Source organism: Staphylococcus sp. 11511212, assembly GCF_011394755.1.
Classification (GTDB): Bacteria; Bacillota; Bacilli; order Staphylococcales; family Staphylococcaceae; genus Staphylococcus; species Staphylococcus chromogenes.
Genome location: NZ_JAANBQ010000003.1, coordinates 578,284 through 603,248 on the forward strand (window position 1 = coordinate 578,284; position 24,965 = coordinate 603,248).

The window sequence follows — 24,965 nt, forward strand, 5'->3', positions numbered from 1 at the left end:
GATGATATTCAATTAGATTTAGTGTTTAAAAAGGTAAGTTCATTCCTTTAAGCATATTTTGCATTTGGTTTTGTTTACCTTTTTTTCCTTTGCCGCCACCTGTAAACTGCTTCATCATTTTCTTCATATCATTAAATTGTTTAAGTAAACGATTCACTTCTTGTAATGAACGTCCAGAACCTGTAGCAATTCTACGTTTTCTAGATATATTCAATTTAGCTGGGTTTTCTCTTTCTTCAGGTGTCATGGATTGAATAATTGCTTTAATATGATCGATTTGTTTATCGCTCATTTTTAAGTTATTGATCCCTTTAACTTTGTTCATTCCAGGGATCATCTTCATAATATCATCCAAAGGCCCTAAATTTTTCACTTGATCCAGTTGTTCTAAAAAGTCTTCTAACGTAAAGGATGAATCGCGCATTTTCTTTTCTAAATCTTTAGCTTTAGACTCATCTACGTCTTGTTGCGCTTTTTCAATGAGACTTAAGACATCCCCCATACCGAGTATACGTGAAGCCATACGCTCTGGATGGAATAATTCTAAACCATCCATCTTCTCACTCATCCCTACAAACTTAATCGGTTTTTGTGTCACTGCACGAATAGATAAAGCAGCTCCACCTCGTGTATCCCCATCAAGTTTTGTGAGAGTCACTCCTGTAACATCAAGTTGTTTGTCAAATGAATCTGCCACGTTGACCGCATCTTGACCAGTCATGGCATCGACAACTAACATAATTTCATCAGGCTTTGAAATTTCTTTAACTTCTTGAAGCTCGTTCATTAATGCTTCATCAATATGCAGTCGACCGGCTGTATCGATAATGACAAAATCGAGATGTTCTTCCTTGGCGTATTTTAACGCATTGTCCACTATTTGTTGAGGCGGAACTTGGTCACCTTCGGAATAAACCGGAATATCAATTTGTTTCCCCACTGTTTGGAGTTGATTAATCGCTGCAGGACGATAAATATCACCTGCGACGAGTAATGGTTTTTTATTATATTTTTTGCGCATTAAAAGGGCAAGTTTACCCGCAGTTGTTGTTTTACCGGCACCCTGTAAACCGACCATCATAATGACAGTCGGCGGTTTTTTCGCCATATTAATACGTGTATTATCTCCACCCATGAGTTCGGTTAATTCTTCTTGAACAATTTTTATCACTTGTTGTCCTGGAGTTAATGATTTCATTACATCAGAACCTAATGCACGTTCTGATACAGTATTGACAAAGCTTTTTACGACTTTAAAGTTAACATCGGCTTCTAGTAAAGCGAGACGTACTTCTCGCATCATCATTTTAATGTCAGCTTCAGTCACTTTACCTTTACCTTTAATTTTCTGCATCGTTTCTTGCAGACGATCGGATAGACCTTCAAATGCCATAAAGTGACCCTCCTTATTCTAAGTCTTCTAATTCTTTTATATAGTGTTCTAATTTTTCAGGTTCATGTAGAGATTGATGCATTAACTGATACAATTCTTGACGACGTGTAAATCGTCGATATAATCCTAGTTTCTTTTCATAATCTTCCACTAAGTCGCCAGTTCTTCTTATATTATCATATACGGCTTGACGACTCACATCAAACGTTTCTGCAATTTCACTTAATGCGTAATCTTCTAAATAAAACAGTCGTAGATAATTTCTTTGTTTTTCAGTCAATAGTGATTGATAAAAATCAAACAAATAATTCATGCGAATTGTTTTAATTAAATCATTCTCTCTCATCCGTCACGTCACCATTTTCACTTTCATCTTTCGCTACGCTTTGTTCAATCATATCTGCAAACAAACCATATACATAACTTTCTGCATTAAACGGTTGTAAATCGTCTAGTTTTTCTCCTAAACCTACATATTTCACTGGAATATGTAGCTCATTTCGGATGGCGAGCACTATACCACCTTTTGCTGTGCCATCAAGTTTAGTTAAGACAATACCTGTCACATCAGTAACTTCTTTAAATGCTTTCGCTTGCGCCAGTGCATTTTGACCTGTAGTTGCGTCTAGACATAATAAAACTTCATGTGGTGCATCAGGTACAGAACGTCCAATGACACGTTTAACTTTTTGTAATTCGTTCATTAAGTTTTGTTTGTTTTGTAAGCGCCCCGCTGTATCGCAAATCAGGATATCTACACCTTTATTTTTAGCAGCATTAATCGCATCGTACATTACTGCAGCTGGATCAGATCCTTCTTTTTGTCGCACGACTTCCACACCTACGCGATCCCCCCAAACTTGCAATTGCTCAATAGCTCCAGCACGGAAAGTATCGCCAGCAGCTAACATGACTTTCTTACCTTGTGCTTGATAACGATGTGCGAGTTTACCAATGGTTGTTGTTTTACCCACACCGTTAACGCCTACCATTAATATCACATTTAAACGATCATCTTCTAAGTTCATAACTTCTGATTGGTCATCTTCTTGATGATAAATTTCAACCATTTTTTCGACTATCGTTTCACGTAGGTCTTCTGTTTCAGTCACATTTCGGCGTTTGGCTTCCATGCGTAGCTCATCTACTAATTCCATAACAGTATTGAATCCAACATCAGCTTGAATCAGCATTTCTTCTAAGGCTTCAAAGAAATCTTCATCAACCGTACGATAATGCGCGATTAAATTATTCAATTGTGTTTGGAAGTTCTCACGTGATTTTTCTAAACCATCTCGGAATTTAGCACCTATTTTTTGTGCTTCGATTTCTTCAAATTCCTCAATCGACATGAGGCCATCCTCTTCAAAATCATCATCCCAACTTTGATCGGTCCAGTCAATTTCGTTGGCTTTTAATTTTTTCTTCTTGCGTGGCTCTGTTTCAATTTCCTCTTGATTAGGTTTTGAATCCAATGGTGTCGATGGCATCTCTTGGTGGTAATCATCCATGGACTTTGATTGAACGCTATCTTGTTCTCGATGAGAGACCTCTTCTTTTTCCTCACGCCACTCTACTTCTTCATGTTGTTGTTTTCGACGTTCAGATTCAAAGTCATCAATTTTATCAAAGTCTTTATCGATATCTTGTCCACTAAATTTATCTTTTAGTCGTTTAAAAAAGCTCATTTAGCTTTGTTCCTCCTTCATAACATCATCTATTGTATTTAAATTCACACTAACGAGTCTAGAAACGCCCAACTCTTGCATCGTCACGCCGTAAAGACGATCACACATTTCCATTGTGCCCTTTCGGTGTGTAATCACAATAAATTGGGTTTCATGGGATAAGTCACGTAAAAATTGAGCGTAACGCACGACATTGGCTTCATCCAGTGCGGCTTCAACTTCATCGAGGATTACAAATGGCGCAGATCTTACTTTTAAAATCGCAAATAATAACGCTATCGCGCTTAGCGCACGCTCTCCTCCACTTAACAGCGATAGATGTTGTAATTTTTTGCCCGGAGGTTGCACTTTAATTTCAATACCTGCCGTTAAATAATCGTCATCTGTTAAATTTAATGCCGCTTCTCCACCTCCAAATAAAGCTCGGAAAACTTCTGAGAAATGTAGTTGTATCGCATGAAACGTCTTACTAAAGCGTGTTGTTACTTCCGCATCCATTTCAGTAATAATTTGTTCTAAAGTTGTTTTAGCTTCTCTCAAATCATTTCGTTGTGTCGATAAAAACGTATAGCGCTCATTGACCTCTTCAAATTGTTCGATCGCATTTAAATTTACTGGGCCGAGCTCATCTATAGTCATTTGCGTTAATTTCACTTTTTGACGTAATGAATCCACTTCTTCTTTAGTGACTTCGTAATGTGCTTTGGCATACTCAAAAGTCATACGATATTTTTCATCTAAATGTTTTAACGCATGATCAATTAAGACGTCTAATCTTGACTGTGCAGATTTTATTTCTTGATACTGGTTTTCAATATTTAATAAGTGCTGATGTATCTCTTCTAATGCAGATTCATTAGATTCTATAAGTTGTTCAGTATCTAAACGTTGTTGACGCAACTCATTTTGTCTTTCTAAGAGCTGGTCTTTTTCATTTTGTCGTGTTTTAATTTTAACATTTAATGCCGTTAATGTCCTCTCATCATTGACATCCTCTGAATTAAGGAGATCATATTGTTCTTGCAATTTTGCCATTTGTGATTGTACTGTTTGCGCTTCATTTTCTAATCGATGACATTCGGATTGTTGTGCTTTTAATCTTTCTTTAATCACCGCTAAATCTGATTTCTTTTGATGGAGGTTTTGTTGTAGTGTTGTCTCTTCTTCTTTAGCGACTTTAGATTGTGCTGTTAGCGCTTGGATTTGTTGATTTAAAGTGTCTAATTGTGTGGCTAACTGGGTTTGTTCTGCTTTTTTTTGCTTTAAGGTCGCTTCACTTTGAGCACTTTCGTAACCATCGTTCATTTCAAATTCGAACTCTTCATGTTCTGCTTTAAGACGTTGTTCAATTTCATAATGTCTATCTTGCTCCAACGATAAATCATGAATCGCATGTTTGAGATGATTGTGTTGTTGCTGGATTTTTACATATTCTTCACTTAAATCATTGTACGCTTGCTTTTGTGATTGGCAGAGGGCTTCTAACTCTTTTGTCTGCGCTATATAAGTTTCTAATTGACCTTCAAGTCGTTGAATATCTTTTTTCTGAGTTAATATTGATTGTTTTTGTTGTGTGCCCCCACCTGTCATTGAGCCACCCGGATTCACTACATCTCCTTCTAAAGTCACAATTCGAACTTTATATTGAAGTGCACGCGCAATCGTATTCGCATTTTTAATATGATCCACAATCATTGTACGGCCTAACAAATTATCAATAATTCCTTGATATGTAGGTTTTGTTTCTATCGCTTTATTCGCAATATTAATAAACCCATCAAATGAAGCTGCTTTTTCGATTAAAGTCTGATCTAGGTATTTAGGCTTAATGACTGATAAAGGTAGAAATGTTGCACGACCTCGCTTTTGTTGCTTTAAATATTGGATAGCTTGACGAGCTGAGACTTCATCGTCAACGATGATATGTTGCATTGAAGCCCCTAAAGCGACTTCAATGGCTGCTGTAAGGTCAGTAGGTACTTGAATACTTTGAGCCACTGCACCGTGAATGCCTGATAAATGTGTCGCATTCAATACACTCTTGACACCTTGATAAAAGTACGTCATTTCGTTTTCTTGCATGCGTAAACCTTCAAGACGAGATTTTAATTGATCTGTATAACGATAAGCTTGATATAATTTATCTTCTGATGTTTTTTGTGTGGCTTTCGCTTCTGTTAACTTTTGTTCAATTTGTTGATTTTGTTTGGCAACCGCATCGAGATGAGTTTCTTTTTCTTTTTTTTGAATTTCAATTTGAGAAATATGTTGTTGCGCTTCTTTAAGTTGTTGATAAGCTTCTGTCAGGCGGGAATCAAGACGCGATTGTTTCGTTTGATGTTCTTTAATCGTGCGTTCCAAAAATCGTATTTCATTATTGACTTCCGATTGTTGAGACATACAAGCATAATAGTCATCTTTTAATGTTTCTAAGTCTGTCTCACTCGTATTTTGAGTCCCATCTAAGCGCACTTCAAGTTCGTGAATTTCTGTCGCAAGTGTTTGTTTTTGATACTTGAGTTGCTCAATCTTTTTATGGACAGCTGACGTTTCTTCCTCTAAAACACGTTGTTGGTGAGTTAAGCTCTCTTGTTCTTCCTCTATACGAGCATTAGATTGTGATTGGTTTTTTTGGCGTTCTTCTATTAATTTATACTGTCCTGTTAACTTTTCAACATCTTCAGTGGATTGAATCAATTCATTATTTAACGTTTCTAATTGTTGATCTATTTGATAACGTTCACCTTTTGTCTTTTGAATTGTACGTGTGACATCAGCTTTTTTAGTTTGGATTTTTTCTTGTTCACTTTTTAAATCATTTAAAGCTTGATCATGGGTTGTAATTTGATTTTGATAGTCCTCGATATCATGTAACGTTACACGAATGTCGCTCTCTTTAAGTGTTTCTGATAATTGTAAATACTCTTTTGCAATCGCTGCTTCCTCTTTTAATGGTTCAACGCGCCCCTCTAAATCATATAAAATATCTTCAACACGATTTAAATTTTCTTCTGTTTGACTCAATTTATCTTCCGAAACTGCTTTACGTTTTTTATATTTAAGAACGCCTGCCGATTCTTCAATGATTTGTCTACGTTCATGAGGTTTTGCATTTAATACTTCATCCACGCGACCTTGGGAGATAATGCTAAAAGCTTCTTTACCTAATCCTGAGTCTAAAAATAATTCAACGACATCTTTTAACCGCGTACGTTCATTATTAATATAAAATGCACTTTCTCCACTTCTGTAAAGTCTTCGAGTGACGGTTACATTTTCAGCATCAATATTGAGGAACCCGAGTTGATTATCAAGTTGCAATCGTACTTCTGCAAAGTTTTGTGCGTTACGGTGTTTCGCTCCAGAAAATATAACATCTTCCATTTTGCTCCCACGCAATGATTTTGCTGATTGTTCACCCAGTACCCATTTAATCGCATCTGTGATATTACTTTTTCCGCTTCCGTTCGGTCCTACAATCGCAGTCACACCTTTATCAAATTGAACTTGCGTAGGTTCAGCAAATGATTTAAATCCTAAAACATCAATAGATTTTAAATAGACCATGACTTACTCCTTGTTCGACAGTTGCAATAATGCTTTTTCTGCTGCTTTTTGTTCAGATTCCTTTTTCGTGCGCCCCATGCCTGATGCCACCGCGACATTATCCAGTAACACTTCTGAAGTGAATTGACGATGATGTGCGGGTCCATCTTCTTTAATAAGGCGATAGGAGACTGTGCTTCGTAACGTTTGATGTGCCATTTCTTGTAATTGTGTTTTAAAATCTACCACTCCACTTAAAGCATTATCCTCAACATATGGAAAAATAATTGCGTTTGCAAACCGTTCGACGACTTCTATACCTTGATCTAAATAGAGTGCACCCACAAACGCTTCAAACGCATCCGCAACTAAAGAAGGTCTCGTACGTCCTCCCGTTTTTTCTTCACCTTTTCCTAATAAAATGAGTTGGTTCAGTTCTATTTTATTCGCAAATATTACAAGTGATGGTTCACACACAATCGTTGCACGCATTTTTGTCAGGTCACCCTCTGGAACATTAGGGTATTTCTCATATAAAAAGCGTGATACCGTCAATTCTAATACCGCGTCTCCTAAAAATTCTAAACGTTCATTATGACTTAAACGTTCCATATTGAAATCATTAATAAAGCTAGAATGGGAAAAGGCTTGTTGATAAATTTCTAAATTACGAAAAGGTAAATCGAGTGCCTTCATCTTTTGTTTAAAATTATGTTCAAATGATTTTATTAATGTCTGCTTTCGTAATTTTGCCATCGAGTCTCCTCCATTATCAGTTTTGTAGTCTCAGTGAATGTCTTGGCTTAACATTATGAATTGATTAGTAAAAAATCTGAGTCGAAAAAACGACTCAGATGAAAAGAATTATTTTTCAAGTGTATTAATGTAATTCACAGCATCTCCAACTGTGTTGATTTTTTCAGCTTCTTCATCAGGAATTTCTGTACCGAATTCGTCTTCTAATTCCATAACTAATTCCGCAATGTCAAGTGAATCTGCGCCTAAATCATCTTTGAATGAAGCATCTTCAGTTACCTTGTCAGCATCAACGCCTAAACGGTCAACGATGATGTCTTTTACTTTATCGAAGTTTTCCACAGTGTTTCACCTCCTTTAAAAAGTCAGTGTATCTCTCAATTTCAACCACGATTGAATAGAAATACTAGACTTTTTTATTTTGCCATTTTATCAGAACAAATACAACCATTCTCCAATAAAATTTCGTATATTTAAGATAGGTTTAGTCATCATTTCACTATTTTGCAAAATGATTTTATTCCATGTGCATACCGCCGTTCACATGAATCGTTTGACCCGTAATATATTTTGCCTTATCAGAAGCTAAAAATGCTACTGTATGCGCAATATCTGTATCTTCACCAAAATGACCTAATGGAATTTGGGCTTTCATGCCATTTTTTAAATCCTCATTTAAAGCATTCGTCATATCTGAAACGATGAATCCAGGTGCCACAGCATTCACTGTAATCTGGCGTGAAGCTAATTCACGAGCCGCTGTTTTCGTCATCCCTATAACACCCGCTTTAGAAGCGACGTAATTGATTTGACCTGGGTTACCGACAGCCCCCACAATACTCGTTAAGTTAATGATACGGCCACCTTTTTGTCGTAACATTTGAGGTGTAACTTTTTGAATACAATTGAAGACACCTTTTAAGTTTGTATCAATGACGTCATCCCATTCTTGTTCTTTCATACGCATTAACAAATTATCGCGTGTGATACCTGCATTATTGACTAATACATCAACAGAACCGAATTGGTTTACAACTTCTTTAATCATGGCTTTGACTTCATCAGGATTTGAAACATTTGCTTGAATCGCAAAAGCTTCTACGCCTTTTTCTTTAATTTGATTAACGACCTCTTCTGCTTTTTCTTTGTTGCCTGCATAGTTTATGGCTACGTTATAACCTTCTTCAGCCAATTGTAAGGCAATACTGCGTCCGATTCCTCGGGAAGCACCTGTTACTAATGCTACTTTAGTCATGATTTAACCATTCCTTTACATCTTCGAGCGTTTGAATCGAAGTTAATTTTACATCTCTATCTATTTTTTTAACTAAACCCGACAATACTTTTCCCGGCCCTATTTCAACAAAGTGATCCACGCCTTGATCAATTAACCATTGAATCGAATCAATAAATTGAACAGGTGAATACAATTGCTGAATCATATGCTCATGAATTGTTTGAGCGTCAGTTTCACCTTTAGCGTGTACGTTTTGCACGACAGGGATTTTAGCGTCTGACCATTGAAATTGCGATGTATAGGCCTCAAAATCTTTTTCAATCACTTGCATCATAGAAGAATGAAATGGGCCCGATACTTGTAATGGCATTACACGTTTTGCACCCAGCTCCTTACCTTTTGCTACAAGTTCATCTATTTTTGTTTGATGTCCTGACACCACGATTTGACCTGGACAATTGATATTTGCCGGCTCTACAATTTCAGTCTCAGTTGAAAGTTGTTCGCAAATTGAACGCACTTCATCAAAGCTCAATCCTAATACGGCGGCCATTCCACCAACACCACCTGGAAAAGCTTGTGTCATGAGTTCTCCACGGCGTCTCACAATTTTGACCGCATCGTCAAACGCTAACACCCCACTCATTACAAGACTCGAATACTCACCGAGACTATGACCGATTGTAAAATCAGCTTGAGGTTGTCCCATCGCTGCATAGAGCGCCATACTATGAGTCAGTAACGCAGGTTGTGTATTTTCAGTTTGATTTAAAATGCCTTGTTCATCTTTAAACATCGTATCTAACAAATTAAAATCAACCGTAGCTTGTGCTTCATCTAATACACGTGTGGCTACTTCATCCGTTTGATATAAATCTTGAGCCATTCCGACTTTTTGAGCCCCTTGACCGGGAAACATAAATGCGACTTTACCCATTATTTTCGCCTACCTTTTCACGCATAGTTTCAACAATTTTCGTTTCAGAAGCGATCTTAGCTTGGCGGATCGCTGAATAGAAGGCTTTGGCATTCGAACTTCCATGTGCTTTCACAACAACACCGTCAAGTCCTAATAACACTGAACCGCCATATTCAGAATAATCCAATTGCTTAGCAAGTCCTTTAATATCATTTTTCATGACCAGTAAGGCTAATTTATTTTTTAATTTAGACATTAATGTCCCTTTGATAATTTTACCTACAGACTTGGCCATACCTTCTAAATTTTTCAATATCATATTACCTGTATAACCATCTGTTACGATGACATCAGCTTCATCTTCTAAAATTGTTTTTGCTTCAATGTTTCCTACAAAATGAAGACTGTCGGAGGCTTGCAATAATGCGTATGCTTGCTTTGTCAGTGCATTCCCTTTTTGTGCCTCTGTCCCGATGTTAAGTAACGCCACACGAGGTTGGCTGATTTCACGCACATTTTGTGCATAAATATGGCCTAATAGCGCATTTTGATACAAGTGTTCAGCTTTAGCATCTGCATTGGCCCCAACATCTAAAAATACAACACCTTTTCCTTGAACAGTAGGAAGTGTTACGACAAGAGCGGGTCGTTGAACGCCAGGTAAACGTCCAACAATAAATAAACCTGCTGACATTAAAGCGCCAGTATTCCCAGCAGATACACATGCGCGTGCTTCTCCATTTTTGACTGCTTCTGCCATTTTTACCATTGAACTATCTTTTTTACGTTTAATGGCTCTTACCGGCTCATCTTCCATTGAAATTTGTTCTGTCGTATGATGCACATGTACACGTGGATGATTAATGTGACATTGTGTTTCATCACCAAATAATAAAATTTCTAAATCTTCAAAATCATGAACTGCTTTTTCTACTGCTTCAAGGACAATATTTGGTGCGTGATCTCCACCCATCATGTCAACAGCAATTTTAACCATATGATTCATCCTCACTTATGTAATACATTTTAAATATGCCTTCAAAAACCTTGTTCTTATTTACAAAGGAACGAACGGTCATTTCGTAGTATTTATTATCGTGATGTTCGACGCGTGCTTCAGCAATCACGACGTCACCTAAATAAACCGGTTTGACGAAATGAATGTGACTTTCTTTTGTGAGCACTGATTCATGTTGGACAAGCGCTACACACAACGAATTGGCTTGCGCAAACACCACATGCCCCCTAGCCACGTTATTGCGAGAAAAAACATCCTGGCGCGTAATCGTATATACAGATTTAGCATAATGATTAGACTGTAAATCAACTACATCACCGATAATATCTTTATCTTCCAATGAGCTAATATTTTGATATTGGTCTTTTGCAACACGTTTTACGCGTTCTCTCAATTCAGGGATACTCAGTTGATTTCTATCAAGTCTTATCGTTTGAATACTCACATCATACATTTCACTTAATGCTTGATCTGTAATAAAGGGATTTTGTTGGATGGTATTCTCAATCATTTCGCGTCGTTCATTTTTGGTTCGTTTCATGTTTTAGCCACCCTTATTTAGTACCAAGTCTTAATGGACTTGTTCTTATTTTAACACGCTTTACTGGAAGTTCAAAATAATTTAATGTTACGCATTCATAGGATAGATACATTTGAAAGTTTCTAAAACGACGTCGTCATTCATAGAAAATTCTAAGCCATAATATTGACATGCCTCATTAAAAAAAGAAATATGGTCCTGTCGCCACGCTTCAACCGTGCGATAACCTTCACCTTCGTTTTGAATATGTCTAATATCTACGTCTTTAAACGAGACCACTTGTACATTTGTAGTAATCGTCATACACATTGGATATCTATTTTCGTCTAAAATCATATTCAATTGTCCGACGAAAGGGAGAGGTTCTTGTTCTACGGTATATAAAACACGCGCACTCGTCGTCGCTCTTTTTTCACCGTCTATTACGCGTTGTCCTAATCCATTAGGGTTACTCCCAAAAGACCACGCAGTATAGCTTTCATGATTGAATTCTGGATATAATTCTATAAATCGATACCAAAAATTTCGTTGTCCCATAAAAATCCCCCACTTTTTTCGTCTTATCACCCAAAATTATAACGATGAAATGTTAACGCAATGTTAAAGCATCGGATTTATAAATAAAAAATGAGTGAAGCAAATAGGTAGCCTCACTCACTAAAATTCAACATATAATAGATAGATTTATTAGTCAAAACTTTGATGAAGCATGTTTTCTTCAATAAAATGTCGCAAGTGATCATAATCTTTAGTAAAAAAAGCCCCTGATTGAATGAGTTCTGCTGCTTCGTCACGTGCTACTTCAAGCATACGATAATCCTCTACAATATTGCCGACTAAGAAATCAGGAAGTCCGCTCTGTTTAACACCAAAGAAATCTCCAGGACCACGCATTTCTAAATCACGTTCACTTAACTCAAATCCATCTGTGGTTTGCGTCATAATTTGCATCCGTTCGATACCTGTCTCTGTTTTAGGAGATGCAATCAAAACACAATAACTTTGATGTTCACTACGCCCGACACGTCCGCGCAATTGATGTAATGTCGAAAGGCCAAATCGATCCGCATCATAAATGACCATAAACGTCGCATTCGGCACATTTACCCCTACCTCAACGACCGTCGTTGACACAAGAACATCAATTTCATGTGCACTAAATTGATGCATGACGAAATCTTTTTCTTCAGAAGACAATTTTCCATGTAAAATTCCAACACGTGCTTTTGGCAACTGCGTTTTTAGATCTTCATAAAGCGCCAATACATTTTGTACATCTTCTAAATGCTCTGAACTTTCGATAAGGGGTGAAATAACGTAAGCTTGCCGTCCCTTTTGAAGTTCGTTTGCCATTTGGTGCAACACTTGATGATAGGCTTCATGTTTTGCCCAAGCTGTTTGAATGGGCTTTCTTCCTTTAGGTAAATGTTTAATAGAAGAGACATCCATTTCACCAAAAACTGAAATAGCTAAAGTTCTAGGGATAGGCGTAGCGGTCATAAATAATACGTTACTAAGTGCGCCTTTTTCACGCAATTTTTGACGTTGCTCGACACCAAAGCGATGTTGTTCGTCTGTAATCACTAAACCGACATTATGGAACATGACATCATCTTGAATTAATGCATGTGTTCCGATGAGACAGTCAATTTCTCCTGTTTTAAGTTGTTCAAGTAACAACTTACGTTTTTTCCCCTTTACAGACCCCGTCAACAATGCCACATTCATCCGTTCTCCAAATAAACCGACTAAACTTTCGGCATGTTGTTCTGCTAATATTTCAGTGGGCACCATAAGCGCGGATTGATACCCTGCCGTTTTTAAGGCATACATACAAATTGCAGCCACTACCGTTTTCCCCGATCCCACATCCCCTTGGAGTAATCGATGCATACGAATAGGTGCTTTTAAATCTCGAAATATTTCATTGACACTCAATTTTTGTCCGTCTGTTAATTCAAAAGGAAGTGACTCAATAAAGTCTTTCACTAATTCTAAATCGTAATTGACTTCAACGGCTTGATCTGATGTTTTTTCTAATCGATTTAACCACTGCATTCTTAACTCAAACATGAAAAACTCCGTAAAAGCAAACGTCCTTCTTGCTTTTATTAGTGCTTGTTTATCACGGGCATGATGGAGCGCATGAAGCGTGTCACTTAAAGACTCCAATTTATATTTTTGTCTTAACGCTAAGGGCAACCACTCATGTATGGTTACATCGTTTAATGTATTTTGAATCATTTCTTTTAAGGGTTTTTGTTTTAACCCTTCTTTAACGCGATAAACGGGAGTGAATTGTGATTCTTCACGTTGGGCAAGGTCAAAAATCATTTTTGTCCCATTAATTTCTTGTTTATGTTTAATCCATTTCCCTTTGATAATAACCGTTTGATGTAACTGCATATTTTTTTTGAGATAAGGTTGATTAAAATAGACGACTTTGACTGCGATGCCGTCAATCATGACATGCACAGTCAATTTCGATTTGTTGCGTCCAAAAAAAGCGACAGTAGGTGTAGAATATATCTCACCTTGTACTGTCACTATAGCCTCATTTTCTGCATCAATGAGAGAAATAAGCGTATTATCCTCATATCTTATTGGTAAGTGCAAAATCAAATCTTGCACATTCCAAATATTCATTTCATTTAATATTTGAAGGCGTTTCGGCCCCAACCCTTTAATATCCTTTAATGCATACGGATTTTCTATAAGGTTTACTTTTGTCATGTTAATCACCAAAAATTTGTTGTTTTAAGCGTTGCCCCGTTGGTGTACCTGCAAGTCCTCCTCTACCCGTTTCACGAAGGGCAGATGGCATAGTTTGTCCGATGCGATACATTGCATCGATAACTTCATCAGTTGGAATGCGTGATTCAATTCCGGCAAGTGCCATATCTGCAGACACAATTGCATTGGAAGCCCCAGCTGCATTTCGTTTTACACAAGGGACTTCGACAAGCCCCGCCACAGGATCACACACAAGACCTAGCATATTTTTCATACAAATCGCAAAACCTTCAGCCGATTGTTGAGGTGTACCTCCTGCAGCTTCAACGACTGCCGCAGCAGCCATAGCCGCCGCCGAACCTACTTCCGCTTGACATCCACCTGCTGCACCAGAAATAGAGGCATTGTTGGCTACCACAAAGCCGAACGCTCCAGATGTCAATAAAAAGTTTAACATATCTGTGCGTGAAAGTTGTAATTTATCCTTAAGCGCGAATAATACCCCAGGTACAACACCAGCGGAACCCGCTGTTGGTGTCGCACAAATTTTCCCCATTGCCGCATTGACTTCATTCGTTGCGACCGCTTTACTGACTGCATCTAATAGCGTGTAGCCTGCAATGGACTTTCCGCTTTCTATATATTGTTTCATAAGGACAGCGTCTCCACCCGTTAAGCCCGTTTTCGAAGTGACACCTTGAATGCCTTCTTCTACCGCTTTCTCCATCGTTTCTAAATTGCGATTCATATGTGCGTATACTTCTTCTTTTGAAAGACCTGTCACTGACATTTCTTGTTCCATCATCACTTCATAAATTGCTTTATTTTCTGCTTCGCATTTTGCGATTAGCTCTTTCACATTTTTAAACATATTATCCCCTCCGTCATCTTACGCATCACCCATTAATGAAACAGCCACAACACCTGGTACTTGACGAATTTCATCAAGAATTTGCGCATTGATTTCATCATCAAGTTCACACGTCATTAATGCTTGATCGCCTTTTTCTTTGCGCGCCACTTGCATACTTCCGACATTGATGCTATGGTCACCAATAATATTTGCCACTTTACCTATCGTTCCGAACGTATCTTGATGAAAAACAAGCAGTGTAGGATAATTGCCACTAATCGCCAATTTAAAACCGTTAATCGCTACGATTTCAATTTTACCTCCACCAATCGACACCCCTTCTACTGAAATATGATGATCATCATCAATCATATCAATAATCGCCGTATTAGGGTGCGAGCGCTCCTCGGTCATCTCGATAAAATTCACGCGCATCCCCTCAGCTTTAGCCGTATCTAAACTTGACTCAATACGACTATCATCTGTATCATAGCCGAGCAAACCTCCAACAAGCGCAACATCTGTTCCATGCCCACGATACGTTTCCATAAATGAACCGTATAAGTATATATCCGCACGTTCAGGTTGTTTGCCAAATAAGTCTCTAGCGACCAGTCCAATACGTACGGCCCCTGCTGTATGTGAAGACGATGGACCTACCATTGTCGGTCCTATAATGTCGAAAACACTTTTATATTTCATTAAAATATTCCCCCTTGATTACATCTCTATTGAAGACAATCACATTATAACAAGCTCTTAGAAACTTTAAAATATTGTGATAATGATTACAAACCTTGATATAACGAAAAATCACAGGTTAATGGATTATACCCATTTCCTGTGATTTTACTGTCCTTTATTCAACTGAAAAGAAATAAGGATAAATTGGTTGTTGACCTTGTTGGATTTCAACTTCAACATCTTCATAGTTCGTTTCCATAAACGACTCAATCCATGATGTTTGTGCATCATCGGCTTCTTCTCCAACGATAATTGTTAAAATTTCACTGTCATCATCTAACATTTTTTCTAATGTATTTTGAAGCGTGATTTTAACATCTTTATCGGAAACAACAATCTTATCTTCAACTAGTCCCATAAATGCATCTTTTTCAATGTTAATACCATCTATTTTTGTATCACGTACTGCATAAGTAATAGACCCTGACTTAACATCTTCTAATGATGTCGTCATGACTTCTTGATTGTGCTCTAAATCAGCTGTACTATCATAGTTAAACATTGCAGCGATACCTTGAGGAATTGTTTTCGTTGGGATAACGACAGCATCAACATCAACTATTTTAGCCGCTTGTTGACTCGCCATTTGAATGTTCTTATTATTCGGTAGGATAATCGCACGTTTACAACCGCTTTGTTCGATAACTTTAACGATATCTTCAGTAGAAGGATTCATTGTTTGTCCTCCACTAATCACGTGTGTTGCCCCCATAGATTTGAATAATTTAGTAATGCCTTCTCCCATTGAAATGGTAATAATAGCTATCTCTACAGGTTCATTTGAACTTTTGTCTGATTCTGTTGATTTCGCCGCTTCTTTTCGTAAAACTTCGCGGTGTTGTTCACGCATATTTTCTGCTTTTACTTTGATGAGTTCACCATATTTTTGACCGAAAGTAAAAACTTCACCTGGTGTTTCAGTATGAACATGAACTTTTACAATTTCATCATCACTAATCACAAGTAAAGAGTCCCCAAATTGACTCATATCGTTTCTAAATTGTGTTTCGTTGAACTTGGCTTTACCTGGAAGAAAACGCACCATCATCTCTGTACAATATCCGTAAACAATATCTTCTGTATTGATGACACCATGAAAGTCGTGATCGTCATTGAAGAAATCCCCAGTATCTACACTTGAAGCTTTCTTTTCGATTTTTTCGCCTTTCATCGCCTTTAAAAAGCCTTCATAAACAAGTGTTAAACCTTTGCCACCACTGTCTACAACACCGACTTCCTTGAGAACTGGCAATAAATTAGGCGTGTTTTCAAGTGAAACTTGAGCCGCTTCATACACATGTTCCATGATCTCTAAACAATTCTTCGTTTCCATTAGCTTTTCAGTGGCCGCATGAGCTGCATCTTTCGCAACTGTTAAAATCGTCCCTTCCACAGGTTTCATCACTGCTTTATATGCAGTATTTACACCTGCTTCAAAACTTTTTACGAACCCTTCTCCATCGATTTCTTTTTCATTTTCCAGTGCTTTTGAAAATCCTCTGAAAATTTGAGATAAGATTACGCCAGAGTTTCCTCGCGCACCCATCAATAATCCTTTTGAGAAAGTTTTTCCTAAATCACCAATATGGCGTGTTGGGTTATTTTGAACTTCTTCACGACCTGATGTCATTGAAAGGTTCATATTCGTTCCTGTATCCCCATCTGGAACCGGATATACATTCAATGCATCTACCATATCTGCATTGTTTGATAAATTTTGCGCTCCCTGTATAATCATTTCGGCAAATAAATCACCGTTGATTTTCATTACCATCCGAATGTCCTCCTATTTGTCTTTCCCGTCATTATTAAACCGTACACCTTGTACAAAGATATTTACAGAATTCACTTTTAACTTTAATGTGTTTTCAAGCGTATATTTCACTGTAGCTTGGACATTTTGTGCAACTTCAGAAATTTTCACACCATAACTTACGATGATATACATATCTACATCTAAAATGCCATTGTCCTCTTTGACTACAATCCCTTTTGCGTAGTTTTCATGGCCTAATATTTCTGCCAATCCATCACGAACTTGTTGACGTGAAGCCATTCCAACGATACCATAGCACTCCACTGCTTTGCCACCGACTACCGATGCAATCACCTCGTTTGAAATATCTATGCTGCCGTAATCATTTGTTATTTCTAATGACATATAAAATCGCCTCCTTATTCAACATATATGGATTTCTTTCATTCAAATGCTCACTTATCGTTACATTTAAATCTCGGCGAACACCTTTATGACATAACGATAAGCTCAGAATTCACCTGTAAAATTACGTCTTAGGTGTGACTCCCAATACAATGATTCATAAATATTTATATCTATCTTACTAAAATTATAACAACCTTGCCATAACGAACTACATAATTTAAAATTTTTGTAAATATATGTAAAGGTTTAATCACAATTTAAGATTATATCAGAAACTAAGCAATGCACAAAGTATTTTCTAGTTATTCCAAGAAGTTTTTATTGCGTTCCAAATTTGAATATGGTATATTACCTTAGTATGTAGTAGCAAAGTGTATTTGTATTTCTTAAAGGAGGTACGATGATGGGTAAACAATGTTTCGTAACAGGCCGTAAAGCGTCTACGGGTAACCACCGTTCACACGCATTAAACTCAACTAAACGTCGTTGGAATGCTAACTTACAAAAAGTTAGAATTTTAGTTGATGGTAAACCTAAAAAAGTTTGGGTTTCAGCTCGTGCTTTAAAATCTGGTAAAGTTACTCGCGTGTAATTATCAGAGGCACCACGCTTGCCATTAAGAGATTAAGTACAATTTAAAACGAACCCCGCGTCTTTATGTGGAAGACGCGGGGTTTTTTGTATATAATCATAGACTTGAGTGATACCTCTTAGCATACACACTCCTCCTAATCATAATTTTAATCTCGACTTCTAATTTGATAAATTAAACCTTCATGTACGGTTACAATTGCATTTTTATCTTTAAATTCATTTGAGATGGTAAGTGTCGATCCTTGTTCAAGGAGAGCTTCATTTAATTCATATTTAAAACCTTTCAATGATAACGACGCCTGATCTGTTGCAGGAATAAAAGAGATGTAGTTGTATTGTTTTTTATGACGTTTTGAATAGGTGCCTGTTGTTAATAACTCTATAATATTATGTTGATCAATAAGTTGAATTTTATGCGCTTTAAACGTTTCATGCTTTAACATTTGCATTGCACCCATAAAATGATCCAAGCGTCCTCCAGTAGCACCGTAAATTTTAATTTTTTTATACCCTAAATCAAGCGCCTTCTTTACAGCATAGGCAAGGTCAGTGACATCTTTTTCCCTCGGCATCACTTCTACATCCATTTGTGCTTGAATCCATCGTCGTTCATCATCAGAAACTGAATCAAAATCCCCTACTGCAAAAACAGGCTGAATCTTTGCCTGTAAAAGGTCATAAGTGCCTCTGTCTACACCTATCCAATCTTCGCCACCCTTTTTTTCAAGTAATCGATTCGGTATCTCCCGAGTACTACACAACAAATGAACTCTTTTTTTCATGAATTATCCCTCACTTTTTAAGTGTCGTAGTGCTTCTTGATATGAATCAAATTTAAAGAAATATGAACCGGCGACAAGCCAATCTGCACCCGCTTCAATCACCTTTGCTGCCGTTTGATGATTGATGCCACCATCAACTTCTATTTTATAGTTAAGTTGGTGCTTCTGTCGATAAGTATGCAAAGCCTGGATTTTTTCTATAGATTGAGGGATAAAAGTTTGTCCTCCGAAACCAGGGTTTACAGACATCACAAGCACGAAATCCACTTCTGATAATATCGCTTCAATCTGATGCCACGAAGTACCTGGATTAAGTACGACACCTGCTTCTTTGCCATGTGTTTTAATCTTTTGAATCGCTCGATGAATATGCGGTGTTGCCTCAATGTGAACGGACACTTTATCTGCGCCTTTTTCACAAAATGCGTCGATATATTGCTCAGGGTTTTCAATCATCAGATGCACATCAATGGGCAACTTTGTTTTTTGACGTAATGCTTCTAACACTGGAAATCCAATCGATATATTCGGGACAAATTGCCCATCCATGACGTCAAAGTGTAAGCCATCTACGCCAGCATTTGTGAGATGTTGTACTTCTTGTTCTAAGTTCATAAAGTCTGCTGATAATAAAGAAGGAAAAATCTTTGTCATTAATATTTCACCTTTCGATTTGAAATTTCATTAAGTAATTGAACATAATGTTGATATCGGAATTCTGAAATTTCTCCGGCCTCTACCGACGCTTTCACGTAACATTTAGGTTCATTGACATGATAGCAGTCCCGAAATTTACATTGTTCTCCATAGCGACTGATTTCTATGAAGTTGTCTCGCAAAGTTTCTTTATCGATGTGGTCAAAATCTAGCGCACTAAACCCCGGGGTATCTGCAATAAACCCCTGCGCTCTAGGATATAATTCGACATGTCGCGTCGTATGTTTTCCTCGATTGAGCGAAGTAGAAATTTCATTCGTCTCAATGTTAAACGTAGGTTGAAATCTATTTAATAAGCTAGACTTACCAACTCCAGATTGACCACTCAACACAGCCAAACCCGGTTCCCATTCTGTAAAAATTTCGGATGCTGCATCATCTTTGCCCACAAATTGGGTCGCATAACCGATATCTTCATAAATGCTCAATATGTTTTCAATTTCGTTTATTTCTTCTTTTGTTGCTAAATCTTTTTTCGTAATGACGATGCGTGGCTTTAATCCATATGAATGACCGATAACGAGGAAGCGGTCAAGTAATTGTGTTGAAAAGTTAGGAGATACCGCACTCATCACAATCACTAATAAATCTATATTACTGACAGGGGGACGCTTCAATTCATTTTTACGTGGATGAATATGATGAATATAACCTGAGGCATGTGTTTCATCATCAATATCCACAATATCCCCCACTATGGGAGAGATTTGCTTTTTCCTAAATAGCCCTCTCGGCTTAGCGTCATATAACGTTCCATCAACATCAACGCGATAGACACCACTGAGTGATCTAATGATTCGACCTGTTTTCACAATTGCACCTCGTTTATAAGATAGTTTTCTATTATATTATAGCAAAGGTGACGTTGAAATCACATTCACAATATAGGCGTGTGGCATGACCGGAAGTTTGTAAAATCACCACTATCCTTGGCTTAACATCATAAATTTAGGAATCAAACCGTTTTCTACACTTACTTATACACGCACACTAAAAATCCTACTCACAAAACATTTCATTTGCGAGTAGGATGTGTATAAAAACAAATGTACGATGTGTCTTTTATTTAAAATTTAACGTTGCACACGTGGGCGAACACGATGAATCACTGGACCGCTTGTCACTTTACCAGGGAATTGATCTAATTTTACACTTAAATCTTGTACGGGTGCATCAAAATCAATTTTAGTTGCAAAATACTTAATCGTTTCTTCCATAATAATGATGGTCATCCATTCTCCAGCACAACGATGATTTGTATAGAAGTCACCGCCACCTTGAGGGATTAAATCAAATGGACTGCCATCCCAGTTTTCAAATCGATCAGGATTGAATTGATATGGATTTTCAAACAATTCAGGATCATGTGTTGTACCAAAAATATCTAGTAATGTAAACGTTCCTTTTTTAATTTTAAAGCCATCAAATTCCACATCTTTTTTGAGTTTACCTGGTAAAAATGGAACAAATGGGAAAATACGACGGACTTCTTGCGCAAATTTGTAGGCATAATTTGGGTCATCCGCGACTTGCAATTTAATACGCTCTTGATCAAATTCAAGCATTGCTTTTACTGCATAGCTCACAAATCGATTGATTGCTGCAAGAGGACGTACCACATTCATTAATTCAACTGCGCATAAATGTGGATCCATTTGATGTCCTTTATAATCTTTCCAATGCGCAAACTCATAGAGTGCTGTTCCTGGTTGGGCTTTCATTTTGCCTTCACGTACCGCGACAATTTGATTTTCTAAAAACTTTTCAACGCGAGCACGCGCTTTTTTCGCTTTACGATAACCGCCACCAAATGTTTGACCCAAGCCTTGGAATGAATCAATCATGATGTCCATATCACGTGCATTGCGCTTAGCTTCTTCAGATGTTTGTTGGAGACCTGCCCATCTAAATCCTATTTTTGTCAAAATATAAATTGACGTTTTATATATATTTACTTCGTCTTGACGTTGCATCTCTTCTGTGTGCATAAACCAGTAGTTACGTGTAAGGTCACGCAAATATTTAAGATTTTCTTCCGTCATGAGTGACATGAAGAGCGCCTTACGATCCACATGAACTTTACCTTTAGTCGTGTGTATCGCACCTTTACCAAAAAGGGTGTTCACAACACGTTTTGGTAAAGTTTTTTCGCGTTGCATAAGCTCATTATCATAAAATAATTCAGCTGCTTCTTTTCCGCTTATCACTGTCATGGGTTTCATACCAATTGCAGCTGTTTCAAAGGCTTTAGTACCAAATTTTTCTAAACGACACGGTACGTATGTATATGCCTCATTCAAAATTTTAAACGTGTTATCTAAGCCAGAATCTTTAGGTAGTTTTTTCGCCACTTTTACGTTCCCCCCGAAATTCATTTTCTTTCATTTTACCCTATTATAACGTGTTTTAATCCCAATAATCTAATAAAAAAAGCCATTCATTCACCTTTTCTATGTCGCTTCCGATTGCATAAAAAAAGGTAGGACTCAGTGACAAAAATGCCTTTTATCACAAAGCTCCTACCTTAGTTTTTATACATCATCATAGGCTATTGTTTTATCATTAACCGTTTTTCCATCTACCTTCACGGTGTAACTCGCTTCACTGTCTTTTTCTATCACAAAGCTTAAATTTTGCGTAATCGAGCGAGTTATTGTGAATGATTCTATAGGTGCCTCACCATTGCTATTTTTATCTTTTTTGAAAATCTCAACTTTTTGAGGTTTTTCTGCTTTACCTGTATACGGTATCGTAAAACTTTCTTGATACGTTTTGTCTTTAGCTGTATTATCCTCTTGACTATCATCATCAGCTGTAGACTCATCTGACTTTTCACCTTTAGAAACGATGAAACGCACTGTACTTCCTTCATCAACTTCTGCTTTCTGAGGTGAGTGCTTGATAATATCGCCTTCTTTTATCTTATCGTCAGCACGTTCAGCATCAACTTGCACGGTTAATCCTTTTTGTTCAAGTTCTTTTTTGACTGTCTCAAAATTTTTGCCTGTATAGTCGTCTACATAAACTTGTCTTTTCCCTAGTGATTCAGTTATATCTACACGGTCTTTTGTCACTGCCACTTTTTGACCTGGACTAATACTTTGACCTTCAATATTACCTTTCGCGATATCGTGTTGCGTGTAGGCAGTGGTGAAGTGAACATTTTTAAAGCCCAAATCTTGTAGCATTTTCTCCGCTGTTGCTTTCGTTTGACCAATTAAATTTGGCATTTCTTCAATGTGTTCACCTTTAGAAATAACAATATCTACTTTCGATCCTTGTTCCACTTTTTCGCCAGCTTCAGGTTGAATTTTCATAACGCGATTTTTAGCATATTCATCACTATAATCTTGCGTAATACGGCCAACTTTCAGTTTATTGTCTTTTAACATTTTTTCTGCCTGATTTTCAGTTTTACCTAGTACATTAGGCACTTGACTATATTTATTACCCATCATTGCAGCGGCCGCAAAAATAAATAGGCTGATGAATAGCAATATAAATATAAACACAAAGGCTATCTTTTTCCCTCTCGACCGCTTCGGATGTGCAGGCGTCACTGACGGTGATTGTTGGGAGGACGAAGTGACAACTGGAATTTGAGTTGTTTGTTGAACAGTTTTCGCTGATTTTGGCTCATTTTTTAATGTATCTTTGTTGATCGCAATCGTTTTCGTTGCACTTTCGTCAGTTTGATAGCGTGCTTCATCTTTTCTTGCTTCTGAAAGTGATGATTTAAGATCGTGATGCATCTCTGCAACAGAGCGATAGCGATACGATTGATCTTTTTCAGTCGCTTTTAGGATGACGTTACTCAATGATTGAGGGACGTCATGTCGTTGCTCTGTAACGTTGGGGACCGCATCTTGAATTTGTTTAATCGCAATACTTACTGGCGTTTCACCAGTAAATGGTGGGTGGCCAATCAGCATTTCATAGAGCACAATACCTAGCGAATATATATCTGATTGTTCACCGGTTTTTTCACCTTTTGCTTGCTCTGGTGATAAGTATTGTACTGTTCCTACGACATGATTCGTTTGTGTCATTGCCGTTTCACTTAGTGCTTTCGCAATACCAAAGTCAACAATTTTAAGGGTTTGATTGCGATCGATGATAATATTTTGAGGCTTTATATCTCGATGTACAATGCCTTTTTCATGCGCATGTTGTATCCCATTAAAAATTTGTTCTGCAAATTGAATCGCTTTTTGCGGCGACAATTGTCCATGCGATTTAATGTAATCTGAAAGTGTTGGTCCTTCAATGTACTCCATCACAAGAAAGAAACAGTCATCTTCTTCCCCTACATCTAGCACACTGACAATATTTTCATGAGATAAAATGGTCGTATTCTGAACTTCTCGTTCAAAACGGGCAATGGTTTCATGCTTTTCATTTGGTGAGACATGTATCATTTTTACTGCGACTTGGCGATTCAGTATTTGGTCCCAAGCCACATAAACATTACTCATGCCTCCGCCACCTAATATATGCTTAAGTTCATAACGCTCGTCTATAATACGGCCAATCATACAGGCTCACCTGCAATTTCTGCAAGTATAAATGAAGTATTATCTTTTGCCTCGTAAGATTTTGCGAGCTCTAAAATCGCCTCTCCAACTTCAGCCAACGTCGCATTCGATTTCAATACATTATGAATCTCTTTTAAAGGTACGTAATCAGTTAAACCATCAGAATTAAGTAGCAAGTATTGGTAAAAGTGGATACGCTTTGTAAACACATCAGGCGACACACGTCGATCTGTCCCCATCACTTTTGTAATGATATTACGGCGTGGATGGTGTAGTGCTTCTTCTTCAGTAATTTGACCTAGCATCACAAGTTGATTCACAAACGTATGATCAATCGTCACCTGATTAAAATGGCGCCCATTGACGAGATACGCTCTTGAATCACCAATATTCGCAACCACAATGTGGTGATCATAAACTAAAGCACACACACATGTTGTCCCCATCCCTTTATATGAAGACTGACTTTCAGAAAGCTGAAATAATTCACGGTTAATGGTTTGAAGTGTATGTTTCAGCCAAGTCTCAGCACGCTCTTGTTCAATATAGTTTTCTTCTTCAAATCGTGATTGCAGGGCCTCTACAACAAATTGGGAAGCTACTTCACCAGCTTGGTGCCCTCCCATCCCATCACAGACAACGATTAATTGCTGTTCTGTTTGATTGAAAAATATACCACCAGCGTCTTCATTTTGTTCCCGATAAAAACCAACATCTGTAAATAATTCTGCGTTTAACATCGTTT

General features: G+C 37.5%; 23 protein-coding genes. 1 reads left to right on the top strand and 22 read right to left on the bottom strand.

Translation table 11 applies throughout. From position 1 onward, the window contains the following. Positions 1-25 precede the first annotated feature (25 nt). From ffh to G8Y84_RS04290, 16 genes are all read right to left on the bottom strand, one after another. On the bottom strand, positions 26-1,393 hold the full coding sequence (gene ffh, locus G8Y84_RS04215) for a signal recognition particle protein (protein WP_107363468.1): 1,368 nt from the start codon (positions 1,391-1,393) through the stop codon (positions 26-28). Positions 1,394-1,406: 13 nt separating this feature from the next. Beyond that, on the bottom strand, positions 1,407-1,739 hold the full coding sequence (locus G8Y84_RS04220; RefSeq protein ID WP_107363467.1) for a putative DNA-binding protein: 333 nt from the start codon (positions 1,737-1,739) through the stop codon (positions 1,407-1,409). Further along, positions 1,726-3,081 (bottom strand): signal recognition particle-docking protein FtsY, encoded by a 1,356-nt coding sequence (ftsY, locus tag G8Y84_RS04225; protein ID WP_037573280.1) that lies wholly within the window; start codon positions 3,079-3,081, stop codon positions 1,726-1,728. The genes G8Y84_RS04220 and ftsY overlap by 14 nt, the downstream gene beginning before the upstream one ends. Continuing rightward, complete coding sequence (gene smc / locus G8Y84_RS04230) at positions 3,082-6,648, bottom strand: chromosome segregation protein SMC (protein WP_037573277.1); 3,567 nt, start codon at positions 6,646-6,648, stop codon at positions 3,082-3,084. 3 nt (positions 6,649-6,651) lie between these two features. After that, entirely contained in the window at positions 6,652-7,323 is a 672-nt protein-coding gene (rnc, locus tag G8Y84_RS04235) for a ribonuclease III (RefSeq protein WP_371874978.1), read from the bottom strand. 168 nt (positions 7,324-7,491) lie between these two features. Then, complete coding sequence (locus tag G8Y84_RS04240) at positions 7,492-7,725, bottom strand: acyl carrier protein (protein WP_019165520.1); 234 nt, start codon at positions 7,723-7,725, stop codon at positions 7,492-7,494. Between the two features lie 175 nt (positions 7,726-7,900). Further along, on the bottom strand, positions 7,901-8,638 hold the full coding sequence (gene fabG / locus G8Y84_RS04245) for a 3-oxoacyl-[acyl-carrier-protein] reductase (RefSeq protein WP_105965242.1): 738 nt from the start codon (positions 8,636-8,638) through the stop codon (positions 7,901-7,903). After that, positions 8,631-9,557, bottom strand: coding sequence for an ACP S-malonyltransferase (fabD, locus tag G8Y84_RS04250; RefSeq protein ID WP_037573267.1), 927 nt, complete (start codon positions 9,555-9,557; stop codon positions 8,631-8,633). The genes fabG and fabD overlap by 8 nt, the downstream gene beginning before the upstream one ends. Beyond that, positions 9,550-10,536: a phosphate acyltransferase PlsX gene (gene plsX, locus G8Y84_RS04255; protein WP_037573261.1), complete on the bottom strand. Its 987-nt coding sequence runs from the start codon at positions 10,534-10,536 to the stop codon at positions 9,550-9,552. The genes fabD and plsX overlap by 8 nt, the downstream gene beginning before the upstream one ends. After that, a complete protein-coding gene (gene fapR / locus G8Y84_RS04260; RefSeq protein ID WP_037573258.1) occupies positions 10,529-11,098 on the bottom strand; it encodes a transcription factor FapR in 570 nt (189 codons plus the stop codon). The genes plsX and fapR overlap by 8 nt, the downstream gene beginning before the upstream one ends. Positions 11,099-11,185: 87 nt before the next feature. After that, on the bottom strand, positions 11,186-11,635 hold the full coding sequence (locus tag G8Y84_RS04265) for an ASCH domain-containing protein (RefSeq protein WP_037573255.1): 450 nt from the start codon (positions 11,633-11,635) through the stop codon (positions 11,186-11,188). Between the two features lie 150 nt (positions 11,636-11,785). Continuing rightward, positions 11,786-13,831, bottom strand: a complete 2,046-nt coding sequence (recG, locus tag G8Y84_RS04270; RefSeq protein ID WP_037573252.1) for an ATP-dependent DNA helicase RecG — start codon at positions 13,829-13,831, stop codon at positions 11,786-11,788. Between the two features lies 1 nt (position 13,832). Beyond that, complete coding sequence (gene sdaAA / locus G8Y84_RS04275) at positions 13,833-14,702, bottom strand: L-serine ammonia-lyase, iron-sulfur-dependent, subunit alpha (RefSeq protein WP_037573250.1); 870 nt, start codon at positions 14,700-14,702, stop codon at positions 13,833-13,835. Positions 14,703-14,720: 18 nt separating this feature from the next. Beyond that, positions 14,721-15,386 carry an L-serine ammonia-lyase, iron-sulfur-dependent subunit beta gene (sdaAB, locus tag G8Y84_RS04280; RefSeq protein ID WP_037573246.1) on the bottom strand — a complete coding sequence of 222 codons (666 nt, stop codon included), beginning with the start codon at positions 15,384-15,386 and terminating at the stop codon, positions 14,721-14,723. A 157-nt stretch (positions 15,387-15,543) separates the two neighbouring features. Beyond that, entirely contained in the window at positions 15,544-17,202 is a 1,659-nt protein-coding gene (gene fakA / locus G8Y84_RS04285) for a fatty acid kinase catalytic subunit FakA (protein WP_165806132.1), read from the bottom strand. A 12-nt stretch (positions 17,203-17,214) separates the two neighbouring features. Then, positions 17,215-17,589 (bottom strand): Asp23/Gls24 family envelope stress response protein, encoded by a 375-nt coding sequence (locus tag G8Y84_RS04290; RefSeq protein WP_037573243.1) that lies wholly within the window; start codon positions 17,587-17,589, stop codon positions 17,215-17,217. 406 nt (positions 17,590-17,995) lie between these two features. Between G8Y84_RS04290 and rpmB the strand changes: the two genes are divergently transcribed. After that, a complete protein-coding gene (gene rpmB / locus G8Y84_RS04295; protein WP_037564748.1) occupies positions 17,996-18,184 on the top strand; it encodes a 50S ribosomal protein L28 in 189 nt (62 codons plus the stop codon). Between the two features lie 148 nt (positions 18,185-18,332). Here rpmB and G8Y84_RS04300 read toward each other — a convergent pair whose 3' ends face one another. The 6 genes from G8Y84_RS04300 to G8Y84_RS04325 form a co-directional block, all read right to left on the bottom strand. Next, positions 18,333-18,968, bottom strand: coding sequence for a thiamine diphosphokinase (locus G8Y84_RS04300; RefSeq protein ID WP_103159274.1), 636 nt, complete (start codon positions 18,966-18,968; stop codon positions 18,333-18,335). 3 nt (positions 18,969-18,971) lie between these two features. Continuing rightward, positions 18,972-19,622 carry a ribulose-phosphate 3-epimerase gene (gene rpe / locus G8Y84_RS04305; protein ID WP_037573241.1) on the bottom strand — a complete coding sequence of 217 codons (651 nt, stop codon included), beginning with the start codon at positions 19,620-19,622 and terminating at the stop codon, positions 18,972-18,974. After that, positions 19,622-20,497, bottom strand: coding sequence for a ribosome small subunit-dependent GTPase A (gene rsgA, locus G8Y84_RS04310; protein ID WP_037573240.1), 876 nt, complete (start codon positions 20,495-20,497; stop codon positions 19,622-19,624). Before rsgA ends, rpe begins: the two co-directional genes overlap by 1 nt. Positions 20,498-20,758: 261 nt before the next feature. Next, entirely contained in the window at positions 20,759-22,036 is a 1,278-nt protein-coding gene (locus G8Y84_RS04315) for a cytochrome P450 (protein WP_037573237.1), read from the bottom strand. A gap of 180 nt (positions 22,037-22,216) precedes the next feature. Beyond that, positions 22,217-24,220, bottom strand: coding sequence for a Stk1 family PASTA domain-containing Ser/Thr kinase (pknB, locus tag G8Y84_RS04320; protein ID WP_165806133.1), 2,004 nt, complete (start codon positions 24,218-24,220; stop codon positions 22,217-22,219). Then, positions 24,217-24,960: a Stp1/IreP family PP2C-type Ser/Thr phosphatase gene (locus G8Y84_RS04325; RefSeq protein WP_037573232.1), complete on the bottom strand. Its 744-nt coding sequence runs from the start codon at positions 24,958-24,960 to the stop codon at positions 24,217-24,219. Before G8Y84_RS04325 ends, pknB begins: the two co-directional genes overlap by 4 nt. Between the last annotated feature and the right edge of the window lie 5 nt (positions 24,961-24,965).